This is a genomic window from Pseudomonas sp. S4_EA_1b, from assembly GCF_016307435.1.
Classification (GTDB): domain Bacteria; phylum Pseudomonadota; class Gammaproteobacteria; order Pseudomonadales; family Pseudomonadaceae; genus Aquipseudomonas; species Aquipseudomonas rhodesiae.
Genome location: NZ_JAEILC010000133.1, coordinates 24,558 through 49,099 on the forward strand (window position 1 = coordinate 24,558; position 24,542 = coordinate 49,099).

At 59.7% G+C, this 24,542-nt stretch carries 22 protein-coding genes; 11 read left to right on the forward strand and 11 right to left on the reverse strand.

Going from position 1 to position 24,542, the window contains the following annotated elements:
• The first annotated feature begins 58 nt into the window (after positions 1-58).
• On the forward strand, positions 59-973 hold the full coding sequence (locus tag YA0848_RS31305) for a hypothetical protein (protein WP_169902492.1): 915 nt from the start codon (positions 59-61) through the stop codon (positions 971-973).
• Positions 974-1,040: 67 nt separating this feature from the next.
• Here the strand turns inward: YA0848_RS31305 and YA0848_RS31310 are convergent, their stop codons facing one another.
• From YA0848_RS31310 to YA0848_RS31330, 5 genes are read right to left on the reverse strand one after another with little or no spacing between them, the layout of a single operon-like run.
• On the reverse strand, positions 1,041-1,769 hold the full coding sequence (locus tag YA0848_RS31310) for an alanyl-tRNA editing protein (protein ID WP_034099727.1): 729 nt from the start codon (positions 1,767-1,769) through the stop codon (positions 1,041-1,043).
• A 2-nt stretch (positions 1,770-1,771) separates the two neighbouring features.
• Positions 1,772-2,764 (reverse strand): serine O-acetyltransferase, encoded by a 993-nt coding sequence (locus tag YA0848_RS31315; protein WP_034099726.1) that lies wholly within the window; start codon positions 2,762-2,764, stop codon positions 1,772-1,774.
• A 37-nt stretch (positions 2,765-2,801) separates the two neighbouring features.
• The gene (locus tag YA0848_RS31320; protein WP_034099867.1) at positions 2,802-3,716 is read right to left on the reverse strand and encodes a PLP-dependent cysteine synthase family protein; all 915 of its coding nucleotides are present in this window, start codon (positions 3,714-3,716) and stop codon (positions 2,802-2,804) included.
• Between the two features lie 24 nt (positions 3,717-3,740).
• Positions 3,741-5,603 (reverse strand): molybdopterin-synthase adenylyltransferase MoeB, encoded by a 1,863-nt coding sequence (gene moeB / locus YA0848_RS31325; protein WP_034099725.1) that lies wholly within the window; start codon positions 5,601-5,603, stop codon positions 3,741-3,743.
• Between the two features lie 38 nt (positions 5,604-5,641).
• Positions 5,642-6,535: a DMT family transporter gene (locus YA0848_RS31330; RefSeq protein WP_167389909.1), complete on the reverse strand. Its 894-nt coding sequence runs from the start codon at positions 6,533-6,535 to the stop codon at positions 5,642-5,644.
• A 160-nt stretch (positions 6,536-6,695) separates the two neighbouring features.
• Here YA0848_RS31330 and YA0848_RS31335 point away from each other — a divergent pair, with 160 nt between their 5' ends.
• Positions 6,696-8,120 (forward strand): aminotransferase-like domain-containing protein, encoded by a 1,425-nt coding sequence (locus YA0848_RS31335; protein ID WP_040269118.1) that lies wholly within the window; start codon positions 6,696-6,698, stop codon positions 8,118-8,120.
• A 69-nt stretch (positions 8,121-8,189) separates the two neighbouring features.
• On the opposite strand, the gene ppsR is transcribed toward YA0848_RS31335, so the two are convergent.
• Positions 8,190-9,008: a posphoenolpyruvate synthetase regulatory kinase/phosphorylase PpsR gene (gene ppsR, locus YA0848_RS31340; RefSeq protein WP_034099722.1), complete on the reverse strand. Its 819-nt coding sequence runs from the start codon at positions 9,006-9,008 to the stop codon at positions 8,190-8,192.
• Between the two features lie 177 nt (positions 9,009-9,185).
• Here ppsR and ppsA point away from each other — a divergent pair, with 177 nt between their 5' ends.
• The 8 genes from ppsA (at position 9,186) to YA0848_RS31380 (ending at position 17,281) form a co-directional block, all read left to right on the forward strand.
• A complete protein-coding gene (gene ppsA, locus YA0848_RS31345) occupies positions 9,186-11,561 on the forward strand; it encodes a phosphoenolpyruvate synthase (RefSeq protein ID WP_184315807.1) in 2,376 nt (791 codons plus the stop codon).
• A gap of 105 nt (positions 11,562-11,666) precedes the next feature.
• Positions 11,667-12,656, forward strand: a complete 990-nt coding sequence (locus YA0848_RS31350) for an alpha/beta fold hydrolase (RefSeq protein ID WP_034114829.1) — start codon at positions 11,667-11,669, stop codon at positions 12,654-12,656.
• 187 nt (positions 12,657-12,843) lie between these two features.
• Positions 12,844-13,335: a ribonuclease E activity regulator RraA gene (rraA, locus tag YA0848_RS31355; RefSeq protein ID WP_034099719.1), complete on the forward strand. Its 492-nt coding sequence runs from the start codon at positions 12,844-12,846 to the stop codon at positions 13,333-13,335.
• 25 nt (positions 13,336-13,360) lie between these two features.
• On the forward strand, positions 13,361-14,356 hold the full coding sequence (locus YA0848_RS31360) for a zinc transporter ZntB (protein WP_034099718.1): 996 nt from the start codon (positions 13,361-13,363) through the stop codon (positions 14,354-14,356).
• Positions 14,357-14,442: 86 nt separating this feature from the next.
• Positions 14,443-14,688, forward strand: a complete 246-nt coding sequence (locus YA0848_RS31365) for a hypothetical protein (RefSeq protein WP_005790375.1) — start codon at positions 14,443-14,445, stop codon at positions 14,686-14,688.
• A 2-nt stretch (positions 14,689-14,690) separates the two neighbouring features.
• Positions 14,691-15,515 carry a mechanosensitive ion channel family protein gene (locus tag YA0848_RS31370; protein ID WP_034099717.1) on the forward strand — a complete coding sequence of 275 codons (825 nt, stop codon included), beginning with the start codon at positions 14,691-14,693 and terminating at the stop codon, positions 15,513-15,515.
• Positions 15,516-15,602: 87 nt separating this feature from the next.
• Entirely contained in the window at positions 15,603-16,193 is a 591-nt protein-coding gene (gene sigX, locus YA0848_RS31375) for an RNA polymerase sigma factor SigX (RefSeq protein ID WP_034114827.1), read from the forward strand.
• A 107-nt stretch (positions 16,194-16,300) separates the two neighbouring features.
• Complete coding sequence (locus tag YA0848_RS31380) at positions 16,301-17,281, forward strand: OmpA family protein (RefSeq protein ID WP_034099715.1); 981 nt, start codon at positions 16,301-16,303, stop codon at positions 17,279-17,281.
• Between the two features lie 59 nt (positions 17,282-17,340).
• Here YA0848_RS31380 and cobA read toward each other — a convergent pair whose 3' ends face one another.
• The 5 genes from cobA to YA0848_RS31405 all read right to left on the reverse strand — a co-directional run bounded on the left by cobA (position 17,341) and on the right by YA0848_RS31405 (position 23,013).
• Positions 17,341-18,084, reverse strand: coding sequence for a uroporphyrinogen-III C-methyltransferase (cobA, locus tag YA0848_RS31385; protein WP_034099714.1), 744 nt, complete (start codon positions 18,082-18,084; stop codon positions 17,341-17,343).
• A 24-nt stretch (positions 18,085-18,108) separates the two neighbouring features.
• A complete protein-coding gene (locus YA0848_RS31390) occupies positions 18,109-19,779 on the reverse strand; it encodes a bifunctional protein-serine/threonine kinase/phosphatase (RefSeq protein ID WP_169868875.1) in 1,671 nt (556 codons plus the stop codon).
• Positions 19,779-20,990: a nitrate/nitrite transporter gene (locus YA0848_RS31395; protein ID WP_034099712.1), complete on the reverse strand. Its 1,212-nt coding sequence runs from the start codon at positions 20,988-20,990 to the stop codon at positions 19,779-19,781. Before YA0848_RS31395 ends, YA0848_RS31390 begins: the two co-directional genes overlap by 1 nt.
• Before the next feature lie 207 nt (positions 20,991-21,197).
• The gene (locus YA0848_RS31400; protein WP_034138952.1) at positions 21,198-21,773 is read right to left on the reverse strand and encodes an ANTAR domain-containing response regulator; all 576 of its coding nucleotides are present in this window, start codon (positions 21,771-21,773) and stop codon (positions 21,198-21,200) included.
• Between the two features lie 13 nt (positions 21,774-21,786).
• On the reverse strand, positions 21,787-23,013 hold the full coding sequence (locus tag YA0848_RS31405) for a CmpA/NrtA family ABC transporter substrate-binding protein (RefSeq protein WP_099312259.1): 1,227 nt from the start codon (positions 23,011-23,013) through the stop codon (positions 21,787-21,789).
• A 271-nt stretch (positions 23,014-23,284) separates the two neighbouring features.
• On the opposite strand from YA0848_RS31405, the gene sctC reads away from it, so the two are divergent.
• Positions 23,285-24,542: type III secretion system outer membrane ring subunit SctC (sctC, locus tag YA0848_RS31410; protein WP_198731490.1), on the forward strand; the 1,258-nt coding region annotated here is incomplete at its 3' end.

Below are 24,542 nucleotides of genomic sequence, written 5' to 3' on the forward strand. Positions count from 1 at the left end.
GTCAGACGGCCCGCCACCGGGCCGTCTTGTATAACTTCTTGAACCTGAGAGATGCCTCATGACCAGTGTAAACACTCAACAGTACGCGCCTTATCACGCAAACTACGAAATGCCTCCTAAGCCATCGTCCGATCGGAATGAGGGCAATGCCGAAGTGCAGGAATCGCCAAGCAGCCATTCCCCTTCAGCGTCACCCCGGCATTCGATGTCGCCGCAACAACGCGGGCAGTTTTCTGCACATCGTGGCATCGTCAACTCGACTGCAGCGGCCACACAAGCTGATCCCGCCGCACTGGCGCAGCTGTCTAAAGAAAACCAAGAACTGCGTGCAAAGCTAGAACAAATGAGGACTGAGTTCTCGCCGCAAATTATCAAACTTAGCCAGCAACTGAATAATCTCCAGGAACAATTCGGCAAAAGCGGGGCGCCTGTACAAGAAGGTTCGCCATCGACGCCAGACGCTAGTAGCGGTTCCGGGAGCAGCGCACCGTCTGAAGTAGCAGCCCGGTCAGAAAACCCACCGGTGTCAGAGCAACAGACGCCGCAGAGTTTTCAGCAGCTGACGCTCGAAAATAAGCAACTGAAGGAAGCGGTTGTGCGCATGCAAACTCAATTCGAAGCGATCGTCACGAAGTTTCAAGAGCAAATACAAGCGTTGGCTGAGAGGCTGCACGAGGGCGGGGCTCCATCCAACCAGGTTGCTCCTCAAGGCTCGGACGCTCGGGGCACGACCCCCTCGGATCCTTCCGCGGTCGATGATACGCCAGACACGAATAACGCAGCTCCGTCCACTCAGGCAGCCAACGACACACCGTCCGAGAATCCCGGCGTCAATGATTACCTGCGTGAAAACCAGCAACTTCGTGCCCGTATAGAACAGATGTCCGTTCAGTACGGCAAGGTGCTCGAACATCTGCAGCGGCAAGTAGAGGAGCTCACTAATCTCCTAAAAGCCAAAGCAGCAAAATCTTAAGGCAACAATCAGGTCGATAGAGAGGAGGTCTATCCACCCCTCTATTGACCGCCACCTATGGGTCGTTTCATTCGAACCGCAAAATCACCCGGCGGTTGTGCTTGCTCTTCTTCTCGATCTTCTCGCAGAACACCCGCCCAATTTCCTCGGTGTTGAGCACATGGGTGCCGCCGCAAGGCTGGATATCGATACCGGCAATTTCAATAACCCGCACCGAGCCCTGCATCACCGGCGGTGCGACGGCCTGGGTACGGGTGATCTGCAATAAAGTGCTGTATTCCGACGCGGGCATCGACAGGGTGTTGACCGGGTGCGCCTGTTCGATCAGGGCATTGAGGTCGCGGGTGAGGGTGTCTTTGTCGAGGGTCATTTCCGGCAGGTCGAAATCCAGGCGGCCTTTGTCGGCGCTGATGCTGCATCCGGTCACTGGCGCATCGATAAGCGAGCACAGCAGGTGCAAGCAAGTGTGCATCTTCATGTGCTGGTAGCGCCGCTCCCAGTCCAGGCCGGCATCCACCTGCACGCCGGCGGTCAACTGTTCGGGCCGCTGCTCGACCTGGTGCCAGATAATCGAACGCAAGGCCGGGTCGCGCACGGTGCCGATCACTTCCACCCGGGTGCCGTCCGGCAAGGTGAAGTGCCCGGTGTCGCCTGGTTGGCCGCCACCGGTGGGGTAGAACAAGGTGTGCTCCAGCGCGATTCCGTGTTCGCTGACCGCAATCACCCGGGCGCTGAAGGCGTTCTGATAGGGCGCGCTGTCGAACAGCGCCAGGGTTTCCATGGTATGCACGGACATGTTCATCCTCCGACGATCAGTGGGCTGGCTTGCAATAGATGACGCACCATTGCACTCAAGCCAGGGGGAGAGAGCAGGGTGATCTCGAATTCCGGCCCGCAGACCTTGAGGTTCAGCGGCAGGCGCGGCAGGTGGCTGGCGGGTTCCACGCGGTGCAGACGAAACTGCAGGTGATGGCGCTCCTTGACTGTGGGCTCCAACATCAATCCCGGCAGCGGGTGGAAATCGGCATCGAGCACGGTGACCTTGTGGCTCGTATTGATCTCGCCGACCACATGCAGGCGCTCGTCCAAGGCGAACGCACCGAGGTACTTGCTGTTGTCCGACTCATCGTGCTTTTGCAGCTGGATCTGGTTGACCACCTTGACCTTGGTGCCGGCCGGCACGTCCTGGGTAATCACACAGGACGGGCTGATAAATACGTTGTCACCGATCAGCACATAGCCGAGCACGCGGGCCCCGGAGCCGACCTCGACGTTGTTGCCCAGGCGCGGATGGCGCTTGCCGTCGGGGTTGTTGGCAATGCCCCGGGCACCCAGGGTCACGCCGCAGAGGATGTAGCAGTCGTTGCCGATCTCGCAGGTTTCGCCAATCACCGTGCCGTAGCCGTGGTCCAGCACAAAACGCCGGCCGATACGGGCCGCCGGGTGAATTTCGGCACCTGAGAGCACCTTGCCCTGGTTGCTCAGTTTGAGGGCGATGCGCGAGAACATGCCGTTGGGGGTGTCGGGAAAATTCCACACCAGATGGGCCAGGCGGTAGTACAGCACCGCTTTGAACGACGCATAGGACTCCAGAATCAGCTCGCCCCGCCCACGGGATGCCGGGTCGCGATAGGCATAGGCGATCAAATCCTCGGCAATCGCTTGGGCGGCGTTCTGGATCAGCGGCGCCAGATGCGGCTCCAATTGCTTCATCTGCGCGGGCGTCAGGGTCTTGATGAGATGGGTGAGCAACTCATCGTGCAGGTGTTGCATGTCGATAAAGCCGCCCATGGAGGCATCCCCGCATTCTGGAGGGTTGGAAAACCGGTTAGTCGAAACTAGGCAGGTAGCTGTCGGCATTGTCGTAGACCATGGTCAGCACCACCGTTTCGGGCGGTAATTCGGGAGCGAGCCTGGCGATGGCCACCATATTGGCGGCAGATGACAGGCCCAGGCTGATGGCATCGGTGCGCATGATGCGTTTCATCATGTCCTTGCAGTCCTGGTGCGACACCTTGAGCATGCCGTCGATCACATCCACGTTGAGGATGCTGGGGATCAGCCCGATCGACAGACCCTGGATATGGTGCGGTGCGTGTTGGTTTTTCAGCAGGTCGCATTCTTCCGGCTCCACGCCCATCACACGGATGGCGGGCCAGGCGGTCTTCAGGGTTTCGCCGATACCGGTGATATGCCCGCCGGTGCCGATGCCGCTGACGAAGTAGTCCACATGGCGGTCGCCGAAGGCGCGGATGATTTCCCGTGCGGTGGTGTCGCGGTGGGTTTGCGGGTTGGCGCCGTTGCGCTGCTGGTTGAGCATCACGTAGCTGGGGTTTTCCAGCTGTAATTCCATGCACTTTTCGCCATGGGAGTTGTTCCCGAGACGGCTGTCCGACAGCACCACTTTGGCCCCGTAAAGGCGCAGTAATTTTTGTTTTTCCGGGCTGTAATTGTCGGGAATCACCAGCACCACCTTATAGCCGAGCACGTTGCCGGCCATGACCAGGCCGATGCCGGTGTTGCCGCCGCTGGGCTCGATGATGGTTTGCCCGGAGTCCCGGATCAGCACGCCTCGGCGCTCGGCATCGAGGATCATGCCCAGGGCGATGCGCGCCTTGTGACTGCCGCCGGGGTTGAGGGATTCCAGCTTGGCGTAGACCTCGATGCCGAGGTCTTCGGAAAATTGCGCCAGACGCACGATGGGCGTCTGGCCGATGGCGTCGAGAATAGAGTTATGCAGCATGAGGTAGGAACCCATGGCCGGTGGTCAGTACAAAGGCATGTCGGGTTCGACGTCGCGAACCCAGTGCTTCATGCCGCCTTGCAGGACTTTGGTGTTGGCAAAGCCCGCCGCCAGCAACGTGCTGGCGGCCTGCTCGGCGCGGGTGCCGGCATAGCAGATCAGGTAATGGGTGTTGTCGCGGCTGAGGCGATCCAGCTGCCCATCCAGCTCCGCCAGGGGGATATGCACCACTCCCGGCAACTTGCATACCTCCAGTTCACTGGCGTCGCGTACATCCAGCAGTACGTCGGCGCTGCTGGGGTGTTCGATGACCTGTTTGAGCCCTTGGGGCTTGATGTAGCGTTCCTCGGCCAGTGAAGGTGCGCGCGGCATGGCATCGGCGCACACGGCCGGCGCTATTGCTTGGCTGTGACGCAGGTCCGAACAGCACGGGCAGTCGGCGCGGCGCTTGAAGCGGATCTCGCTGAATTTCATCGCCAGGGCGTCGAAGCGCATCAACCGGCCGGACAATGGTTCACCAATGCCGATCAACAGTTTGATGGCCTCGGTGGCCTGGATCATTCCGACCACTCCCGGCAGCACACCGATGACACCGCCGGCGCTGCAATTGGGCGCCAGTTCGGCGGGCGGTGGGCTGGGGAACAGGCAGCGGTAGCACGGCCCGCCCTGGTAGTTGAGCACGCTGATCTGCCCGTCGAAACGGTAGATCGCGCCGTATACCAAGGGCTTGCCCAACTGTACGCACGCGTCGTTGACCAGGTAGCGGGTGTCGAAGTTATCGGTGCCATCGATCACCAGGTCATAGGCGCCCACCAGGTCCAGGGCGTTGTCGGCATTCAGGGCGGTGTCGTGGGCATTGATCCGGATATGCCGGTTGAGGTCCAGCAAGCGCTGTTTGGCTGATTCGACCTTCGGCAGGCCGAGAGTGCTGTTGCCGTGGACGATCTGGCGTTGCAGGTTGCTGCTTTCCACCACGTCGAAGTCCACCAGCCCCAGGGTGCCCACGCCGGCCGCCGCGAGGTACAGGCTGATGGGCGAGCCGAGGCCGCCGGTGCCGATGATCAGCACCTTGGCTTTCTTGAGGTTCAACTGACCTTCGCGACCCACGCCGGGGAGCGTGATGTGGCGCACGTAGCGCTGTACTTCTTCGTTGCTCAGGGTGTCCACGTCCATCCCACCGGACGTGGCGAGCAGCACTTCGATGCTGGCTTTTTCCGGCAGCGGGTCGTCGGCGCTGATCAGCTCTTGCTCGGCGGTAAACAGGAAGTGTTCCTTGAGCTGGTTGTTCTTTTCGTGGAACAGATGCGGACGCAGTTGCGGGTGGCTGCTGCAGAGGTTTTCAATGACTTCGCGCAATGTCGATCCGGTGCCCTCAAGGGTCGATTCCGGCAGCTTGGCCACGCGGACCAGAATGTCGGGGAAAGAGACAGCGTTCATGGACAACTCCGTGTGCAGGTCGTTGAAAGGGTTAAGAGCGAACTGTTTGCCATCCCAGGCAAACAGCTTGGAACCCAGGGCCTGGCCCTGGCGAACATCGACCACCAGGTAGCTGACCGGGTAGATCGGTTCGCCCATGAACAGTGCCTTGTCCTGGTCTTCGTCGCTGAAATAGGCGCCGACATCCGGGTGTGAGTGGTAGATCACTACCACCGGGTTGTCGCTGCGAAACGCCTTGTTCATCAGCAGGGTGTCGGCTACCGAGAAGGTGTAGCCATTGGCCGCGCTGCGCGGGTACATCTCGGGGTTTTTGCGGTGCAGCTCATTCTGGATATTGCTGCCCTGGTACACACTGCCGTCGGCGAAGACGAAGCCACAGCATTCCTCTGGATAGGTGCGGCTGGCGTGGGTGTAGATCTGTTCCAGGGCGTCGGGGCGGAGCACGTCCATGTTTCTCTCGCGTGGTTGAAGGTGATGGGTCGGGCAGGTCAATTTTTCTTGGCCAGCAATTTTTCGATCGGCAGTTTGGTGATTGCAAAACCGGCCAGCAGGATGGCCGAGTACAGCATCAGGTCGCGGGAAATCGGCACGCCTTCGTACCAGGCGCCGATGATCACTGCGAACACCGGAAAAATGATGAACACAAACGACAGGATGATCGGGCTCAAGCGCTTGAGCAGCATGAAATACACGATGAACCCGCCCACCGAGGCCACCAACCCGAGGTAAACCAGCGCGCTCCATGAACGCAGGGTAATGGCATCGAAAGTGGGAGTTTCAAATAACAGGCCGGCGATAAACAGCATCATTCCGGCAATCCCGATGGGCAGGGTGTTGTAGGTGATCACGCTGATGGCGCTACCTTTTTGCTTGGTAATGACATAGCACAAGGCATGCATGATCGCGGCGGTCAGAATCGCCAACACCCCGAAGAACTCGGCGTGGTCCAGGTGCAGGCCCTGGCTGCGGATGATCATGTAGAGACTGCCGAAGCCGATGCCGATGCCGACCACCTGGGAAAAATAGATGCGCTCGCGCAGGAACAGCGCCGAGAAAATCAGGATAAACACTGGCATGCAGCTGAACAGCAGGGCGGTGAGGCCGGACGACACATGCATCTCACCGTAATTGAGCAGGTAGTAGGGCACGCTGAAGTAGGACAGGGTCACGAACACAAAGAACCAGCGGCTCTCGCGGGGAAACAGAATCGGCTCGCGACGGGCCATGGCAAAGCATAGGAACAGTGGAAAGGCGATCAGAAAACGCAGGCCCGCCGAGGTCAGTGGCGGCACGCTCTCCACGGCGATCTTGATCCCCAACCAGGTGGTGCCCCAGCTCAGGCAAACGATCAGAAACATGACGCTGGTGACCAGCCCGGCCACCCACTGTTTCTGGGTTTTGGTTTTGGCGGTGTTTTCGAGGACGGCGGACATTGGCATCGTTTATTGCTTCCCTGAGCCGGAATTGAACTCTATATTGAACTTGTAATGAGTGGTTAAATTCGGCGATTGAACCCGTAAAAGCACACTATTAGGGCGAAAGATGGCTGTCAAAACAAATATTGACATGGTGTCAATTATGCGTGAGGGGCTGTCCAGCGGGCAGGGCGTGAAGTACAAGCGCCTGTCTGATGTGATGGAGCGAGGCATCCTTGAAGGCTTGATTGAACCGGGGCGAAAACTGCCGCCCCATCGGGTGCTGTCCGATAACCTGGGGGTGACTATCGGCACCATCAGCCGGGCTTACGGTGAACTGGAGCGCCTTGGGTTGGTGGTGGCTCGGGTAGGTGACGGCACTTTCGTGCGCAAGCGTGGGATGGAGCGCCAGCGCGATGAAGGGTTTCGCAACTTCAGTGAGGAACCGCGCCAGTACTTCGACATGAGCCGCAATATGCATATCCCAGGGCAGGAGACCGCCTTCCTGGCCCAGAGCTTTCAGACCCTGTCGACCAACGCCAAGTTCTTGCAGGACATCAGTGCCTACACCCCGGATGCCGGTCTGCCGCGCTACCGCGACGCGGGCGCGCAGTGGCTGGTGCAGCGCGATTTCCATCCGATTCCCGAACAGGTTATCTGCGTCAATGGCGGCCAGCATGGCTTGCTCTGCGCAATGATGGCGCTGTTGCGCGCGGGCGACACCGTGGTCACCGAACAACTGACTTACCCTGGGCTGATCACTGCCGCGCGTATGCTCGGCGTCCGCTTGATCGGCCTGGAAATGGACGACGAAGGGGTACTGCCCAGTGCGCTGGATGAAGTCTGTCGTAATCACCGGATTTCGGCGTTGTACTGCACACCGACGATTCAGAACCCGACCACCGCAGTGCTATCGGTGGCGCGTCGCGAAGCACTGGTCAAGGTGTGCCGCGAACACAACCTGTTGATTCTGGAGGACGAAGCCCATGGTGTGCTGGTGGAAGATCGGCCGCCGCCGCTGAGTTTCTTCGCGCCTGAGCGTACGATTTTGATCAGTAGCCTGAGCAAGGCCGTATCCGCGGGCCTGCGGGTGGGCTATGTGCATGCACCGCCGGCGTTGGTCAGCCGCATTTCGGCAGCGTTGCGTTCGACGTGCTGGATGGCCACGCCGGTTACCCTGGAACTGGCCACGCAGTGGATCGAAAATGGCACGGCGCAATACCTGCTCAGCCAGCAAATCAATGAGATCAGCCGGCGCAAAGCCCTGGTGCGCGACCTTCTGGAGGGGCTGGAGTACCGCACCCATCTCAACAGTCCGCACTTCTGGATTGAAGTCCCTGAGCCGTGGCGTGCTTCGGAAATCGAGGCGGAACTCAAGCAGAATAATTACCTGATCGCCACTGCCGAAGCTTTCGCCGTGGGGCAGACCGCCGTGCCGCAATTTATCCGGGCGAGTATCTGCAACACCTCGGGGGACGATCAGTTGTTGCGCGCGGGGTTCGATGCGTTGGCCACGGCCTTGGGGCAGGGAGGGGGGCGGTTTCAGCTGTAGTTGGGATAGCGACAAGCTGCAAGCTTAGAGCTGAGTGGCCGTGGCTTGCGGCTTCAACTTGCAGCTGCCTCACTTAAACCTACGCTCTACGCCCTTTTCCACCAGAATCTTCGCCGAGATCTCCTCCACCGAAAAATGCGTGGAATTGATGTGCGCAATATTCTCGCGGCGGAACAGATTTTCCACCTCGCGCACTTCAAACTCGCACTGGGCGTAGCTCGAATAGCGGCTGTTGGGCTTGCGTTCGTTGCGGATGGCGGTGAGGCGGTCCGGGTCGATGGTCAGGCCGAACAGTTTGTGCGAATGGGCGCGCAGAGCGGCCGGCAGGGTCAGGTGCTCCATGTCATCCTCGGTCAGCGGGTAGTTGGCCGCGCGGATACCGAATTGCATGGCCATATACAAACAGGTGGGCGTTTTGCCGCAGCGCGACACGCCCACCAGAATCAGATCGGCCTTGTCGTAGTAGTGGGTGCGGGCGCCATCATCGTTGTCGAGGGCAAAGTTCACCGCCTCGATACGCTCCATATAGTTGGAGTTATGCCCAATGGAATGGGACTTTCCGACCGAATAGGAGGAATGTTCGCTTAACTCCTGTTCCAGTGGCGCCAGGAACGTGGAGAAAATGTCGATCATGAAACCATTCGAGGTTGCGAGAATCTCACGAATGTCTTGATTGACGATGGTGTCGAAAATGATCGGCCGAAAACCGTCTTTTTCAGCCGCCAGATTGATTTGTTGTACCATGGCCCGCGCTTTTTCCACGCTGTCGATGTAAGGCCGCGTGAATTTGGCGAAGGTAACGTTTTCGAACTGCGCGAGCAGGCTTTGACCCAGTGTTTCGGCTGTAATGCCGGTGCCGTCGGAAATAAAGAAAGCAGATCGTTTCATTTGAGCCCTGGGCCTTAAGCTGATGACGAATCTTGGATATGATAGGCGCGATTTTGCCGTCCCACAGTGGGCCGCATTCTCACTTATTTTCCAGGTCCAGGCCACAAACGCTGGTGAATGCTCCCACGAGCAGCCGGCGTCCTGAGCTTTTCCAACACAGTTAGTGGAGAGATCACCTTGGTAGAGTACGTAGTTTCCCTCGATAAGCTCGGCGTCCATGATGTAGAGCATGTGGGGGGCAAGAACGCATCCCTCGGCGAGATGATCAGTAATCTTGCGGGCGCCGGTGTCTCGGTGCCGGGTGGTTTCGCCACCACGGCCCAGGCTTACCGCGATTTCCTCGAACTGAGCGGCCTCAATGCTCAGATCCACGCCGCGCTGGATGCCCTGGACGTCGACGACGTCAATGCCCTGGCCAAGACCGGTGCCCAGATCCGCCAATGGATCATGGAAGCCGAGTTCCCCGAGAAGCTCAACGAAGAAATCCGCACCGCGTTCGCCACCTTGTCGGCCGGCAACCCGGACATGGCCGTTGCCGTGCGCTCGTCGGCTACCGCCGAAGACTTGCCCGACGCTTCTTTCGCCGGCCAGCAGGAAACCTTCCTCAACATCCGCGGCGTGGAAAACGTGATCCGCGCGGCCAAGGAAGTATTTGCCTCGCTGTTCAACGATCGCGCGATTTCCTACCGCGTGCACCAGGGCTTCGACCATAAGTTGGTTGCCCTGTCTGCCGGCGTGCAGCGCATGGTCCGTTCCGAAACCGGCACCGCCGGCGTGATGTTTACCCTCGATACCGAATCCGGCTTCCGTGACGTGGTGTTTATCACCGGCGCCTACGGCCTGGGTGAAACCGTCGTACAGGGCGCGGTCAACCCCGACGAATTCTACGTACACAAGGGCACCCTCGAAGCGGGTCGCCCGGCCATCCTGCGCCGTAACCTGGGCAGCAAGGCCATCAAGATGATCTATGGCGACGAGGCCAAGGCCGGTCGTTCGGTAAAAACCGTTGAAGTCGACAAGGCCGAACGCGCGCGTTTCTGCCTGACCGACGCTGAAGTCAGCGAGTTGGCCAAACAAGCGATGATCATCGAAAAGCACTACCAGTGCCCGATGGACATCGAATGGGCCAAGGACGGTGACGACGGCAAGCTGTATATCGTGCAGGCCCGTCCGGAAACCGTGAAGAGCCGCACTTCGGCCAATGTCATGGAGCGCTACCTGCTCAAAGAAACCGGTACCGTATTGGTGGAAGGCCGCGCCATCGGCCAGCGCATTGGCGCCGGCAAGGTTCGCATCATCAGAGACGTCTCCGAGATGGACAAAGTCCAGCCAGGCGACGTGCTGGTCTCCGACATGACCGACCCGGACTGGGAACCGGTGATGAAGCGCGCCAGTGCCATCGTCACCAACCGTGGCGGGCGTACCTGCCACGCAGCGATCATCGCTCGTGAGCTGGGGATTCCTGCGGTAGTGGGTTGCGGCAATGCCACGCAGTTGCTCAAGGATGGCCAGGGCGTGACCGTATCCTGCGCCGAAGGCGACACCGGTTTCATCTTCGAAGGCGAGCTAGGCTTCGATATCAAGCAAAATTCCATCGACGCCATGCCGGACCTGCCGTTCAAGATCATGATGAACGTCGGTAACCCGGACCGCGCCTTCGACTTCGCGCAGTTGCCGAACGCCGGCGTGGGCCTGGCCCGCCTGGAATTCATCATCAACCGTATGATCGGCGTGCACCCCAAGGCTTTGCTGAACTACGACGGCCTGCCGCTGGATATCAAGGAAAGCGTCGATAAGCGCATCGCTGGTTACAACGACCCAGTGGGTTTCTACGTCGAGAAACTGGTGGAAGGCATCAGCACTCTGGCGGCGGCGTTCTACCCGAAAAAGGTCATCGTGCGTCTGTCGGACTTTAAGTCCAACGAGTACGCCAACCTGATCGGCGGCAAGCTCTACGAGCCGGAAGAAGAAAACCCGATGCTGGGCTTCCGTGGCGCCTCGCGTTACATCAGCGAAACCTTCCGCGACTGCTTCGAGCTTGAGTGCCGCGCGCTCAAACGCGTGCGTAACGAGATGGGCCTGACCAATGTCGAGATCATGGTGCCGTTCGTACGGACCTTGGGCGAGGCGAGCCAGGTGGTTGACCTGCTGGCTGAGAACGGCCTGACCCGCGGCGAGAATGGCCTGCGTGTGATCATGATGTGCGAACTGCCATCCAACGCGATCCTGGCTGAAGAGTTCCTGGAATTTTTCGACGGTTTCTCCATTGGTTCCAACGACCTGACTCAGCTCACCCTGGGCCTGGACCGTGACTCCGGGATCATTGCGCACCTGTTCGACGAGCGTAACCCGGCGGTCAAGAAGCTGCTGGCCAATGCTATCCAGGCCTGCAACAAGGCCGGTAAGTACATCGGCATTTGCGGTCAGGGCCCTTCGGACCACCCTGACTTGGCCAAATGGCTGATGGAGCAGGGCATCGAAAGCGTTTCGCTGAACCCAGACTCGGTGCTGGAAACCTGGTTCTTCCTGGCGGAAGGCCAAGCGTCCGCCTGAGGTCGATCCGTGAAAAGTGCCGGTCAGCCGTGAGGTTGACCGGCATTCTTATCTGTATAGGGCGGGAATCCATGTGGACGCCGCCCTTTTTTGTGCAAGAACATTATGCAAAGCAGCAGCAACCTGTTTCCCGTCGCCTTGATCAGCGCTGAGCGTCGTGGCGACCTGAGTGAAGATGTGTATCGCCTCAAACCCGGCAACAGTCCGGACGGCAGCGTCGAACTGGCGGTGACCCGTTTGGGGCTGGCCGATGTCCCGGAAAACCGGGGCATCCCGGTTATTTTGTTGCACGGCAGTTTTTCCAATCGACGTTTCTGGTACTCGCCCAAGGGCATTGGCCTGGGCGCCTATCTGGCTCGTCGAGGCTTTGACGTGTGGATTGCGGAAATGCGCGGCCATGGTCTGTCCAAGCGCAATCAAGCGTATGCGCGTAACCGGGTGGCCGATTATGCGCGTTACGACTTGCCGGCCATCGGCGCGTTCGTGCGTGAGCAAAGCGCGCAGATCCCGCACTGGATCGGCCATTCTCTGGGCGGCACGACCTTGGCGGCGGCCCTGGGCGGTCAGTATCTGGGTGCGCCGGCGGTGGCTTCGGTCGCGTTATTTGGCTGCCAGGTCAGCCGCACCTACTGGCCGTTGAAAATTCCACCAGTGGAGTGGGGCGGGCGCTTTATTCTCAAGCGAATGGCTGAAGTGTCCGGTGCGCGTTTCAAACGCGGGCCCGAAGACGAGCCGGTGGGGGTATTGATTGAAAATATGCGCTGGCACGGGCTGTTCGGGCGTTTCGGCGATGCCGAGCGTGACTGGTGGAAGGGCTTGGCGGACGTCGACGTGCCGTTGTTGGCGGTAAGTGCGGCGGGCGACCATCAGGACCCGGACTGGGCCTGCCGCAAGCTGTTCGAACAAGTCGGCACTGAGCATCGGCAATATGTGTGTCTGGGACGCAAGCACGGGTTTACCGAAGATTTCGGGCACGTCGAGATGCTGGTCAGCAAAGCTGCCCAGGCCGAGGTCTGGCCTCTGGTGGAGCAATGGTTGAAAGACCCTATAACACCTTTGTTCGGCGCCCCGGCGCAGGCTCTCGCCGCTGTTTGACCAAGCGCTCTACCAAGGGCGTTTCACTCCTGCGAGGTTGCGGCTAAGATATGACGCGCCGGACGCTTCTGGTCATATTCAGTCGCGTAGAGGCTATTGCGTTGCAGTGAAACCGATGGGATGTTTCCCACCCGTTTCGCCCGGTACTTCTTTGAAAGACACTTCTCTGGCAGAAAGGAATTTTTCGATGAACCATTACGTGACCCCCGACCTGTGCGACGCCTACCCCGAATTGGTGCAGGTGGTCGAGCCGATGTTCAGCAATTTTGGCGGCCGAGACTCCTTTGGCGGCGAGATTGTTACCATCAAGTGCTTTGAGGATAACTCGCTGGTCAAGGAACAGGCCGACCAACCGGGGACCGGCAAGGTGATGGTGGTCGACGGTGGTGGTTCCCTGCGCCGCGCGCTGCTGGGCGACATGATCGCCGAGAAAGCTGCGAAAAACGGTTGGGAAGGGCTGGTCATCTACGGTTGCATCCGCGATGTCGACGTCATCGCCCAGACCGACCTGGGCGTACAAGCCCTGGCCAGTCACCCGATGAAAACCGACAAGCGTGGCATTGGTGACCTGAATGTGGCGGTCACGTTTGCCGGCGTCACCTTCCGCCCGGGTGAATACGTGTATGCCGATAACAATGGCGTGATCGTGTCGCCCAGCCCGTTGAAAATGCCTGAATAAATCGTAAAAGCCGACAGGGGTGAGGATGTTCGAGGAAGAAAACGCGCAATGGGGGCTGGTGCATGCCCTGGTGCTGGACGGTAAAGGCGGTGCGCGTTCGATTGCCCGGACTGAGCTGGATGACCTGCAGTTGCAGCCAGAGGAAAGTCTGTGGCTGCACTGGGATCGCAGCCATCCCCAGACGCAGACCTGGCTGCGCAAATCCAGTGGCTTGAGTGAATTCGCCTGCGACCTGTTGCTGGAGGAAAACACTCGCCCGCGCCTGTTGCCGCTGCCGGATTCGCAGCTGTTGCTGTTTCTGCGAGGGGTCAACCTCAATCCAGGCGCCGAACCGGAAGACATGGTCTCGGTGCGCATTTTCGCGGCGGCCAACCGGGTGATTTCCCTGCGTCTGCGCCCGTTGCGCGCCACCGATGAGTTGCTGGTGCAACTGGCGGACGGCAAGGGGCCGCGTACCGCGTCGGAGCTCATCCTTTATATGGCGCAGTACCTGACCAATAAAGTGCAGGATCTGGTCACGGATTTGTCTGAAATCGTCGATGCCGAGGAAGAAAAACTCGATACCGACGAACGGTATACCCCAGAGCATGGCAGCGTGTTGCAGATCCGCCGGCGAGCGGCCGGGCTCAAGCGATTTCTGGCACCGCAGCGGGATATTTTTGCCCAGCTCACGCGGATCAAACTGCCGTGGTTCTGTGACGACGATGCTGATTACTGGAACGAATTGAACAACAGCCTCACACGCTATCTGGAGGAGCTCGAATTGACCCGGGAGCGCGTGGGGCTTGTGCTGGAGGCCGAAGACCGGCGTTTGAGCGTACGCATGAACCGCACCATGTACCGCTTCGGAATCATCACTGGAATCTTCCTGCCGATGAGTTTCCTGACCGGTTTGCTGGGCATCAATGTGGGCGGCATTCCGTTCTCGGCCAGCCCCTATGGATTCATGCTTGCGTGCCTGCTGATGGTCTCGGTGGCGCTCGGGCAATGGTGGCTGTTTAGACGGTTGCGTTGGGTTTGAGCTGAATATGAGCTGAACGTAGGAAGGGTCTCATGTGACCCCATGAAATTTACCCTCGTCTTTTAAATCACTTGCGAGAGGTCTTTATGCACGATCCGTTCGAACAGTCTTTGCGTGACATGCTCAATGCTTCGCCGTCCAACCGTGATGACGATGCTTGCCTGGGGCGCGTGTTGAAAACCGCCAACCGTCAGGTCGGGGCGGGGGATCTGTTCGGTCTGCTCGGTCGTTGGCTGCCGGCCTTGATGATGGCGCTGAACAATGGTTCTGCCCATGTTTCACCGGTTTCCCGTCGAAAACCTCTTGCTCGCACTGCTGATAAGGCTGATTGAATATGGAACTTGATCTCTGGACCCAGAGCCTGGTCACCGCGATGACCGCATTGTGGACCAAGGTGGCGAACTTCATTCCCAACCTGTTCGGTGCGCTGGTCCTGGTGTTGCTGGGTTTTGTCGTGGCCAAGCTGCTCGACACCCTGCTGTCCAAATTGCTCGCGAAACTGGGCCTTGATCGCTTGATGGCAGGCACCGGCCTGACCAAGCTGCTGGGGCGTGCCGGGTTGCAAGTGCCGATCTCCACACTGGTCGGCAAGATCGTCTACTGGTTCGTGTTGCTGATTTTTCTGGTTTCTGCCGCTCAATCCCTTGGCCTTGAGCGAGTTTCAGCTACGCTCGACATGCTTGCGCTGTATTTGCCGAAGGTTTTCGGCGGCGCGCTGGTGCTGTTGGTAGGTGTTTTACTGGCGCAGTTGGCCAACGGGCTGGTGCGCGGAGCCGCCGAAGGCGTGGGGTTGGACTACGCTGCCGGCCTGGGGCGGATCGCCCAGGGGCTGGTGATCATCATCAGTATTTCGGTCGCGATCAGCCAGTTGGAGGTCAAGACTGACCTGCTCAACCATGTGATTGTGATCGTTTTGATTACCGTTGGTCTGGCCGTTGCGCTGGCCATGGGCTTGGGTAGCCGGGAAATTGCCGGTCAGATTCTTGCAGGAATCTATGTGCGCGAGTTGTACCAGGTGGGCCAACAGGTGCGTGTGGGCGAGGTCGAAGGGCAAATCGAGGAGATCGGCACAGTCAAGACGACCGTGTTGACCGATGACGGCGAGCTGGTGTCGCTGTCCAATCGCATTCTCCTGGAACAGCAGGTCAGTAGCCGCTAAACCGGCAAACCCTGCTAATGTACGCCGCCGCGAACCCGGGTGACCGGGCCGCAGCGGACATTGACCTGACTGTCGGCACGACTTGTTTTGAATAAAGCCCAATCGCTGTCCACGCGCTATGACCCCCGTGAGCTCTCTGATGAGGAGTTGGTCGCGCGTTCGCACACGGAGCTGTTTCACGTAACTCGCGCGTACGAAGAATTGATGCGCAGATATCAACGCACTCTGTTCAACGTTTGTTCAAGGTATTTGGGGAACGATAGAGATGCTGACGATGTCTGTCAGGAAGTGATGCTCAAGGTGTTGTACGGCCTGAAGAACTTCGAGGGCAAATCGAAGTTCAAGACCTGGCTCTACAGCATCACGTACAACGAGTGCATCACGCAGTATCGAAAGGAACGGCGAAAGCGTCGCTTGATGGACGCTTTGAGCCTGGACCCCCTTGAGGAGGCGTCTGAAGAAAAGGCGCCGGCACCCGAGGAAAAGGGCGGGCTCGATCGCTGGTTGGTGCATGTGAATCCGATTGACCGAGAAATTCTGGTGCTACGTTTTGTCGCAGAGCTGGAGTTTCAGGAAATCGCCGACATCATGCATATGGGTTTGAGTGCTACAAAAATGCGTTACAAACGTGCTCTTGATAAATTACGTGAGAAATTTGCGGGCGAGACTGAAACTTAGTGCGTGGCAAATATCTCTTACGTGTAGGCAAGTTCTGTTAGACTTGTCGCCGAGTTGTCCCCCGGTTTGTGGGACTGCTTTACAATCACCAGATGGGGATTTAACGGATGAAACTGAAAAACACCTTGGGCTTGGCCATTGGTTCTCTTATTGCCGCTACTTCTTTCGGCGTTCTGGCACAAGGCCAAGGCGCAGTTGAAGGCGAGCTGTTCTACAAGAAGCAGTACAACGATAGCGTCAAGCACATCGAAGACGGCTTCAATCCTGGCGCTCGCATCGGTTACTTCCTGACCGACGACCTGTCCTTGAACCTGTCCTACGACAAGACCAACCACACCCGTTCGAACGACGGTACTGGTAACCAGAAGATCAAAGGCGATACCGGCAGCCTGGTTGCCCAGTATCACTTCGGTCAAGCTGGCGTAGACTCCCTGCGTCCATACGTAGAAGGCGGTTTCGGTCACCAGAGCCGTACCAACGTACAAGCTGACGGTCACAGCGGTCGCGATCAGACCACTTTCGCCACTGTCGGTACCGGCGTTAAGTACTACTTCACCAACAACCTGTACGCTCGTGCCGGTGTTGAAGCTGACTACGGTCTGGACAACGGCAAGTGGGATTACTCCGCACTGGTCGGCCTGGGCGTGAACTTCGGCGGTAACGCTGGCGCAGCTGCTCCAGCTCCTACCCCAGCACCAGCTCCAGAGCCAACTCCAGAGCCAGAAGCTCCAGTTGCTCAGGTTGTTCGTGTTGAGCTGGACGTTAAGTTCGACTTCGACAAAGCCGTTGTTAAGCCTAACAGCTACGGCGACGTGAAAAACCTGGCCGACTTCATGGCTCAGTACCCATCTACTAACGTAGAAGTAGCTGGTCACACTGACTCCGTAGGTCCAGACGCTTACAACCAGAAGCTGTCCCAGCGTCGTGCTGACGCTGTTAAGCAAGTCCTGGTTAAAGACGGCGTGGCTCCTAGCCGTGTAACTGCTGTAGGTTACGGCGAATCCCGCCCAGTTGCTGACAACGCAACTGAAGCTGGTCGCGCTATCAACCGTCGCGTAGAAGCTTCGGTTGAAGCTACCGCTCAGTAATTACTGAGTTGTAGAAAAAACCCGGCTCAGGCCGGGTTTTTTTTCGCCTACCATTTGTGTCATGCGCTGGCGGCGGCTGCGACATATGCAGCTTGTTCTCTGGCGGCAACACGGCCAATGACCAGGATCGCCGGGCTTTTAAGGGCGAATGCGTGGGCATCCTTGTGCATGCGCGATAACAGGCTACGGTACTCGCGCTGCTGGGGCAGCGAGGCATTCTCGATCATCGCCACGGGCATATCTGCCGCCATGCCACCCTCCATCAACTGCTGACGAATCTCTTCCAGTTTTGCCACCCCCATGTACACGACCAGGGTAGTCCCGCCCTCGGCCAGGGCGCGCCAGTTCAGTTGGCTGTCATCCTGGGTGTGCGCAGTAACCAGCGTTACGCCACGGCTTACACCACGCAATGTCAGAGGAATCCCACAGTTGGTCGCGCCTGCCAGCCCTGAGGTGATGCCATTGACCAGTTCCACCTCAATGCCCCGATCCCGCAGCCACAGCGCCTCTTCGCCGCCTCGTCCGAAAATGCACGGGTCACCGCCCTTGAGGCGTACCACGCATTTGCCCTGGCGTGCATAGCGCAACATCAGGCGGTGGATAAAGTCCTGAGGGGTGGAGCGGCAGCCACCGCGTTTGCCCACGGTGATCACGCGCGCCGCGGCGCAGTGGTCCAAAACTGCCGGGTTGACCAGATCATCGATCAACACCACGTCGGCTTCACACAGGGCGCGGACCGCCTTGAGGGTCAACAACTCCGGATCGCCGGGACCTGCGCCCACCAACCAGACTTTTGCGTTCATAGGGTTGCCCTCGTGTAGAGATACTCAGTTGTGAAGGAGTGCATACAGCAGCACCAGATTGATCAGCACCGACAGCAGTGCCACGGTTTGCCAGACTTTTAGCGGTTCTCGCTCCAGCAAAGGCCTGGGGCGGACGCTCAGCTCGCGCCGGTCAGCCTGCTCCAGTACCAGTAGCCATTCTTCGGCGGTTTCGTAACGCTGCGACGGCTGGGCGGACACCGCCCGTTCCAGACTCAGCGGCAGCCAGTCCGGTAGGTCGGGGCGATAGCGGCTCGCGCTGACAGGCTGGGTGAATCTGGGCCGTTGGAAGGCTTCGATTTCGCCGTAGGGGTAATGCCCGGTCAGCAGGAAATACAAGGTGACGCCAACGCTGTATAAATCTTGCTGGGCGGTAGGCCCTTCGCCATTGAAGGCTTCGGGCGCGATAAAACTTGGAGTGCCCGGCAGTTCGTGGGCACGGTCTTCCGACAGGCCGGGGCAGTAAGCCAGGCCGAAATCCAGCACGCGCAACTCGCCGTCGTCCCCCAACAACAGGTTTTCCGGTTTGATATCGCGGTGCAGGATTTGCCGCCGGTGCAGCAGGCCCACGGCCCGCAGCAAGCGCTCGGCGACGGACTGCCATTGGGCCAGCGGTAGGGGCCCCTGAAGCTGGAACAGGGTGGCGAGGGTCTGTCCGGGATATTCGCGCATGACGTAATACAAGTGCTGCCGGCTACCGGCGCTGTGCACTTCTGGGAATGCGCGTCCGGCCATGCGCCGCAAAAACCACTCTTCGGCCAGCAAAGCCTGGCCGGCTTGGCTATCGTCGTCATGGCTCAGTGGCAAGGTTTTCAACAGCCAGGGCTGTTGCTGGGTATCGCGGACCCGGTAGAGCAAGGATTGTCGACTTTGCGCCACTAATGCTTCCACCCGCCAGCCTTCGAACGGTTGGCCGGGTTTCAATGGCGGTGGCAGCGGCCATTGCTGCAACTGCCCCAGGGCGTCGCCGAGGGTGGCGGCACCCAAGGCATCAACGCGTACCAGCAACGCGCTGGCATTGTCTTGGCTGCCGGCCAAGTGGGCAGTATTGACCAAGGTGGCCACAGCTACGTCCAGGTCCGCCTGCTCACGCAGGATGGTCTGGATGCTGTGCTCGGCCAAGGTTGCCCATACGCCGTCGCTGAGCAGCAGGAAGCACTCGCCCTCGCGCAAGTGGCCGTCTAGAAAATCCAGCACCACATGTTGATCCAGGCCCAGCGCACGTTTAAGGACGTGCTGCATGCCCGGCTGTTCCCAGACGTGATCCTCGCTGATACGTTGCAGCTGGCCGTCCAGCCAGCGATAGACCCGGCAGTCTCCTACATGGGCCAGGGTAAAGCGCTGGCCCCGAAACACCAGGGCACTTAGAGTCGTTAGCAGCGGCTGGCCACCACCGTTGGCTTGCAACCAGCGATTCTGGGCCAGCAGTAAACGTTCCAGTGCCTGGGCCACGCTCCAGGTTTGCGGCGTGGCGTAGTAGTCCATCGCCAGGGCTTGCAACGTCGAGCGCGCGGCCAATCCGCCATCGGCACATTGGCTGACGCCGTCGGCCATGGCGCACAGATAGCCTTTGCTGGCCGCCAGTTCCGCCACGGGGGTGACCACCCGCAGCGCATCCTGGTTTTCCGGGCGCGGGCCGATGGCACTGGCCTGGGCGACGCTCAGTTGCAGGCTCATCAGACGCGTGCAGCCGTCACGGCGGCCGAGCCCCAAGTGGTTCTCCAGCGACGCTTGACGCCGTGCAGACCGAACCATGCCAATACGCCCAGGCTGGCGAACAACCACAGGGCCAGTTGATAGCTACCGGTGCTCTGTTTGATCGCGCCCATGCCGGCCGCGAGCGCGAAGCCACCGATGCCGCCGGCCATGCCGATCAACCCGGTCATCACGCCGATTTCACGGCGAAAGCGCTGCGGAACCAACTGGAACACCGCACCGTTGCCTGCGCCGAGACCGAGCATGGTGCAGACGAAAAGCGCCAATGCCGCGTACGAACTGGGTAGGTTGAAGCCCACGGCGGCAATGCAGATGGCCGCGATGCTGTACATGCCCAGCAGGGTGCGGATGCCGCCGAATCGGTCCGCCAGAGCACCGCCCAGCGGACGCATCAGGCTGCCGCCAAACACGCATGCGGCGGTGTAGTAGCCGGCAGTCACCGGGCTGAGGTGGTATTGATCGTTGAAATAGCCGGGCAATGCGCTGGCCAGGCCGATAAAGCCGCCGAACGTTACGCTGTAGAAAAACATGAACCACCAGCTGTCACGATCGCCCAGGGCCTTGAAGTAGTCGGCCATGGATTTGGCTTTCGGCCGTTCAGGGGCATTGCGCGCCAGCCAGGCGAAGACCACCAGCGTCAAGATCAACGGAATCAGCGCAAACCCGAACACATTGCTCCAGCCAAACGCCGCTGCGAGCACCGGGGCCAGCAAGGCAGCGAATACCGTGCCCGAATTGCCGGCACCGGCAATTCCCATGGCTTTGCCCTGGTGTTCGGCGGGGTACCACTGTGAAGCCAGGGGCAGCGCCACGGCGAAGGACGCGCCGGCCATACCCAGAAACAGCCCCAGCAGCAGGGCCTGTTCGTAACTGTGGATGCCCAGTTTCCAGGCCCCGAACAGCGCGACAATCACGATCACCTGGCCGATCAGCCCGGCGGTCTTGGGCGACAGCCTGTCGGCCAGCATTCCCATCAGAAAACGCAGTACCGCACCGGCCAGGATCGGTGTTGCCACCATCAGGCCGCGTTGCTGGGTGGTCAATTGCAGGTCGGCGGCAATCTGCACCGCCAGCGGGCCCAGCAGATACCAGACCATGAAACTCAGGTCGAAATACAGGAACGCGGCAAACAGGGTCGGGGTGTGCCCGGATTTCCAGAAGCTTGATTTCATCACGCACCTCAACGGTTAGGAGTCTTGTAAGAAGGCCTGGTGATGGAACAGCCACTACGGCCGCCCCACCGGCCCCACACAGGGGCCAAAACGAAAAAACGCCGCCACCGGGTTCGCGAGGGCAAACCGGATGTGCGACGTCTTTGTCGTGGAGGGGCAACCGCCGTTGGTTACCTGTGATGATTCATTAGCAAGAGCTGAGCCAAATCAACCGAGCAGCTCACTCATGGCGATGATCTGCTCCGCCACCTGGATCAATTTCTGCTGGCGGCTCATGGCTTGGCGGCGCATCAAGGTGTAGGCCTCTTCTTCATTGCAGTCCTTCATTTTCATCAGCATGCCCTTGGCCAGCTCGATGCGTTTGCGTTCCGCCAGCTGTTGGTCCCGCGCCTGCAACTGCGCGCGCAAGGCCTGATCGCTCTCGAAGCGGGCCATGGCCACATCGAGGATCGGCTGCAGACGCTGGGCCTGGATGCCTTCCACGATATAGGCACTGACCCCGGACTTGATGGCCTGGCGCATCACATTCGGGTCATGTTCATCGGTAAACATCACGATGGGGCGTGGCTGGTCGCGACTGACCAGCACCACTTGCTCCATCACATCGCGGCCCGGTGACTCGGTATCGATCAGGATCACGTCCGGACGCACCGTTTCGACGCGCGCCGGCAGGTCGATGGTCAGGCCGGACTCGTCGATTACCTCAAAGCCGGCCTCTATCAGCGCCGTACGCAGGCGCCCGACCTTGCGGGGGGTGTCATTGATCAACAGGATACGCAGCATGGCAGTTCTCCTGTCAGCGCAAGGCTTGGCGGTTGGCGTGATCGGCCAGCGCATGCAAGCGGAAGCTGCGGGCGTAGCCGCTCGGGTCCGAGCCGTCCCAGACTTTGCCGTCGATCAGCTGGCTGCTGCGCAGGTCCTGGTCCCCGGCGTTGAGGCCCAAGGCGGTGGCGGCCTCGCGATACAGCGCCAGTTGCTGCACCTGGCGCGCCACGCCCAGGTAATCCGGGTCGTCGCGCAACAGGCCCCAGCGGCGAAACTGGGTCATGAACCACATGCCGTCGGAGAGGTACGGCAGGTTGACCTGGCCACCCGCAAAAAACCGTAGCGCGTGAGGGTCCTGCCAGTGGTTGCCCAGGCCGTCGTCATAAGCCCCGAGTAAACGTGGCTCAATACAATCGAGTGGCGCGTCGAGGTATTCGCGGCCGCTGAGCAATTGCGCCGTGGAGCGCCGGTTCTCAATGCTCTGTTCAATGAAGCGGCTGGCTTCGAGGATGGCCATCACCAGTACCCGCGCCGTATTGGGGTATTGCTCGACGAACGCGTGGGTACAGCCGAGGACCTTCTCGGGATGGTTTGGCCAGATCGCTTGGCTGGTCGCCAGGGTAAAGCCCTGATCTTGCGCGACCGCGCTGGCGCTCCAGGGCTCGCCCACGCAAAACCCGTCGATCCGGCCGGCTTGCAGATGCGCAAGCATTTGCGGGGGCGGCACCACCACACTGTCAACGTCCTGCAACGGATGAATGCCTTGGCTCGCCAGCCAGTAGTACAGCCACATCGCATGGGTGCCGGTGGGAAATGTCTGAGCGAAGGTCAGTTTTGTTCGGCTTTGGTGCACATGGCGATCCAGTGCCTCAGGAGTGACCACCCCTTGTTGTTGCAGACCACGGGAAAGATTGATGCTCTGACCGTTTTGGTTCAGGCCCATCAACACGGCCATGTCGGTGGGCGCCACGCCACCGATACCCAGGTGTACGGCGTAGATCAGCCCATACAGGCTGTGGGCGGCATCCAACTCCCCACTGACCAGCTTGTCACGCAGGTTGGCCCATGAAGATTGACGTTTGAGATTCAGGGTCAGGCCGTAGGGTTGTGCGAAGCCCTGGGTCGCCGCCACTACCAGCGAGGCGCAATCGCTCAAGGCCATAAAGCCCAGGTCGAGGCTGCTCTTTTCCGGCGCATCGCTGCCGTTCACCCACGCCAGCGCGTTGCTTATCGGGCCGTTGCCCACCGAATCTTTCATCCGCACCTACCTTTTCATTCAAAAAAAAGCGTCGCCCCCTCAGATGGCGATGCAAGGCCATTGCGGGTAACGACGCCTTTGTCCGTAAGCCCGTTCCGCCGTTGGTACGCGCTTTGATGCAGAGTTCATAGCAAGGCACATGCCACGGGGTAAGCGTGATGGGCGGCCGTTAACTTTCCATCAAGATTGAAAAGAGGCGGCCTCGCAGTATGGCCGCTTCCCTCTGCAGGCCCCAGGAACTTCCACGGTGTACGCTGACTTCCTCGAACGCATGTCCCGCCGCCGCCTTCGCCACTGGTGGCTGTGTGCCCTGCTGTGGCTGGCATGTGCAGTGGCCTGGGGCGAGACCTATCAGGCACAGGAGGAGAGCCTGCACACGGTGTTCACCGCGCTGTCGGTACCCTTGGGGCTGCCGATCGTGGTGAGTCGCGAGGTGGCGCGCAAACGTGTCAGTGGTCTGTTTGATTTGACTGCGCCGCAGCAGACCCTGGAAGAACTGGCGCAGCAGCATGGCTTGATCTGGTACAGCGACGGCCAAGGGTTTTATCTCTATGACGCCAACGAAGCGAAAAGCTCGGCGGTGTCGCTGCGGCATATTTCCATCGATCGGTTTCGCAGCCTCATGCGTCGCGCTGGGTTGCAGGAATCCCACTTTCCCCTGCGTGCCGACGGCCCGCGAACGTTCTATGTGTCCGGCCCGCCGAGCTATGTCGACCGGGTGTTGCGGCTGGCGCAATTGATGGACCGCGAGCGCGCTGAACTGCGTGTGGGGGACCACGCCTTTGGGGTGGTTCAGGTACTCAACACCCATGTGGCGGATCGTGAGTACGCGATGGGTGAGGGCAAGGTCAGGGTCGCGGGGATAGCGTCAATAATCGAAGCGGTACTGGCCAGTGAGCACAAGGGGTTGCTGGCCGACAAAAGCCTTGCAGTCATTGCCTATCCGGATACCAACAGCCTGTTGATCAGAGGCAAACCGGCGCAGGTGCGGTTTATCGAACAACTGGTGGCGGAACTGGATACGCCCAGGCGATCGGTCGAAGTGTCGCTGTGGCTGGTCGACCTGGGCCGCGATGAGCTGAAAAAACTCAACTTGGCTATGGACGAAGATGCCAAAAACTCGACCACTCGTGTCATGGAGCCGCTGGAGGATAACCGCCTGATGGCGCAGATCGCTGCGCTGGAGCGCCGCCGTCGAGCAAAGGTGGTGACGCTGCCGGTGATTCTGACTCAGGAGAACGTGCCGGCGGTGTTTAACGACAACCATACGTTCTATCTGCCAGCCCGTGCGGATGACACCGCCGAGTGGAAGCCTGTGCATTACGCCACCCAGGTCAGTGTGCTGCCGCGTTTTGCTGAGGCGAACGAAATCGAGATGCTCCTGGATATTGAGGATGGTCGCCCCATGAGTGCCAAGGGGCAGCGCGATAAACCGGCAGGGGTCGGCCGGGTAGGGGTCAGAAGCGTGGTGCCAGTCTCAAAAACCCAACGGACGAGGCAGGGGGGCTTACCCCCGGACAACACCGAGC

What these genes read in the sequence shown, in the direction of transcription:
- YA0848_RS31305 (WP_169902492.1), top strand. Translation starts at nt 59, where the DNA reads ATGACCAGTGTAAACACTCAACAGTACGCGCCTTATCACGCAAACTAC.
- YA0848_RS31310 (WP_034099727.1), bottom strand. Translation starts at nt 1,769, where the DNA reads ATGTCCGTGCATACCATGGAAACCCTGGCGCTGTTCGACAGCGCGCCC.
- YA0848_RS31315 (WP_034099726.1), bottom strand. Translation starts at nt 2,764, where the DNA reads ATGGGCGGCTTTATCGACATGCAACACCTGCACGATGAGTTGCTCACC.
- YA0848_RS31320 (WP_034099867.1), bottom strand. Translation starts at nt 3,716, where the DNA reads ATGCTGCATAACTCTATTCTCGACGCCATCGGCCAGACGCCCATCGTG.
- moeB (WP_034099725.1), bottom strand. Translation starts at nt 5,603, where the DNA reads ATGGACGTGCTCCGCCCCGACGCCCTGGAACAGATCTACACCCACGCC.
- YA0848_RS31335 (WP_040269118.1), top strand. Translation starts at nt 6,696, where the DNA reads ATGGCTGTCAAAACAAATATTGACATGGTGTCAATTATGCGTGAGGGG.
- ppsR (WP_034099722.1), bottom strand. Translation starts at nt 9,008, where the DNA reads ATGAAACGATCTGCTTTCTTTATTTCCGACGGCACCGGCATTACAGCC.
- YA0848_RS31350 (WP_034114829.1), top strand. Translation starts at nt 11,667, where the DNA reads ATGCAAAGCAGCAGCAACCTGTTTCCCGTCGCCTTGATCAGCGCTGAG.
- rraA (WP_034099719.1), top strand. Translation starts at nt 12,844, where the DNA reads ATGAACCATTACGTGACCCCCGACCTGTGCGACGCCTACCCCGAATTG.
- YA0848_RS31360 (WP_034099718.1), top strand. Translation starts at nt 13,361, where the DNA reads ATGTTCGAGGAAGAAAACGCGCAATGGGGGCTGGTGCATGCCCTGGTG.
- YA0848_RS31365 (WP_005790375.1), top strand. Translation starts at nt 14,443, where the DNA reads ATGCACGATCCGTTCGAACAGTCTTTGCGTGACATGCTCAATGCTTCG.
- YA0848_RS31370 (WP_034099717.1), top strand. Translation starts at nt 14,691, where the DNA reads ATGGAACTTGATCTCTGGACCCAGAGCCTGGTCACCGCGATGACCGCA.
- YA0848_RS31380 (WP_034099715.1), top strand. Translation starts at nt 16,301, where the DNA reads ATGAAACTGAAAAACACCTTGGGCTTGGCCATTGGTTCTCTTATTGCC.
- cobA (WP_034099714.1), bottom strand. Translation starts at nt 18,084, where the DNA reads ATGAACGCAAAAGTCTGGTTGGTGGGCGCAGGTCCCGGCGATCCGGAG.
- YA0848_RS31390 (WP_169868875.1), bottom strand. Translation starts at nt 19,779, where the DNA reads ATGAGCCTGCAACTGAGCGTCGCCCAGGCCAGTGCCATCGGCCCGCGC.
- YA0848_RS31395 (WP_034099712.1), bottom strand. Translation starts at nt 20,990, where the DNA reads ATGAAATCAAGCTTCTGGAAATCCGGGCACACCCCGACCCTGTTTGCC.
- YA0848_RS31400 (WP_034138952.1), bottom strand. Translation starts at nt 21,773, where the DNA reads ATGCTGCGTATCCTGTTGATCAATGACACCCCCCGCAAGGTCGGGCGC.
- YA0848_RS31405 (WP_099312259.1), bottom strand. Translation starts at nt 23,013, where the DNA reads ATGAAAGATTCGGTGGGCAACGGCCCGATAAGCAACGCGCTGGCGTGG.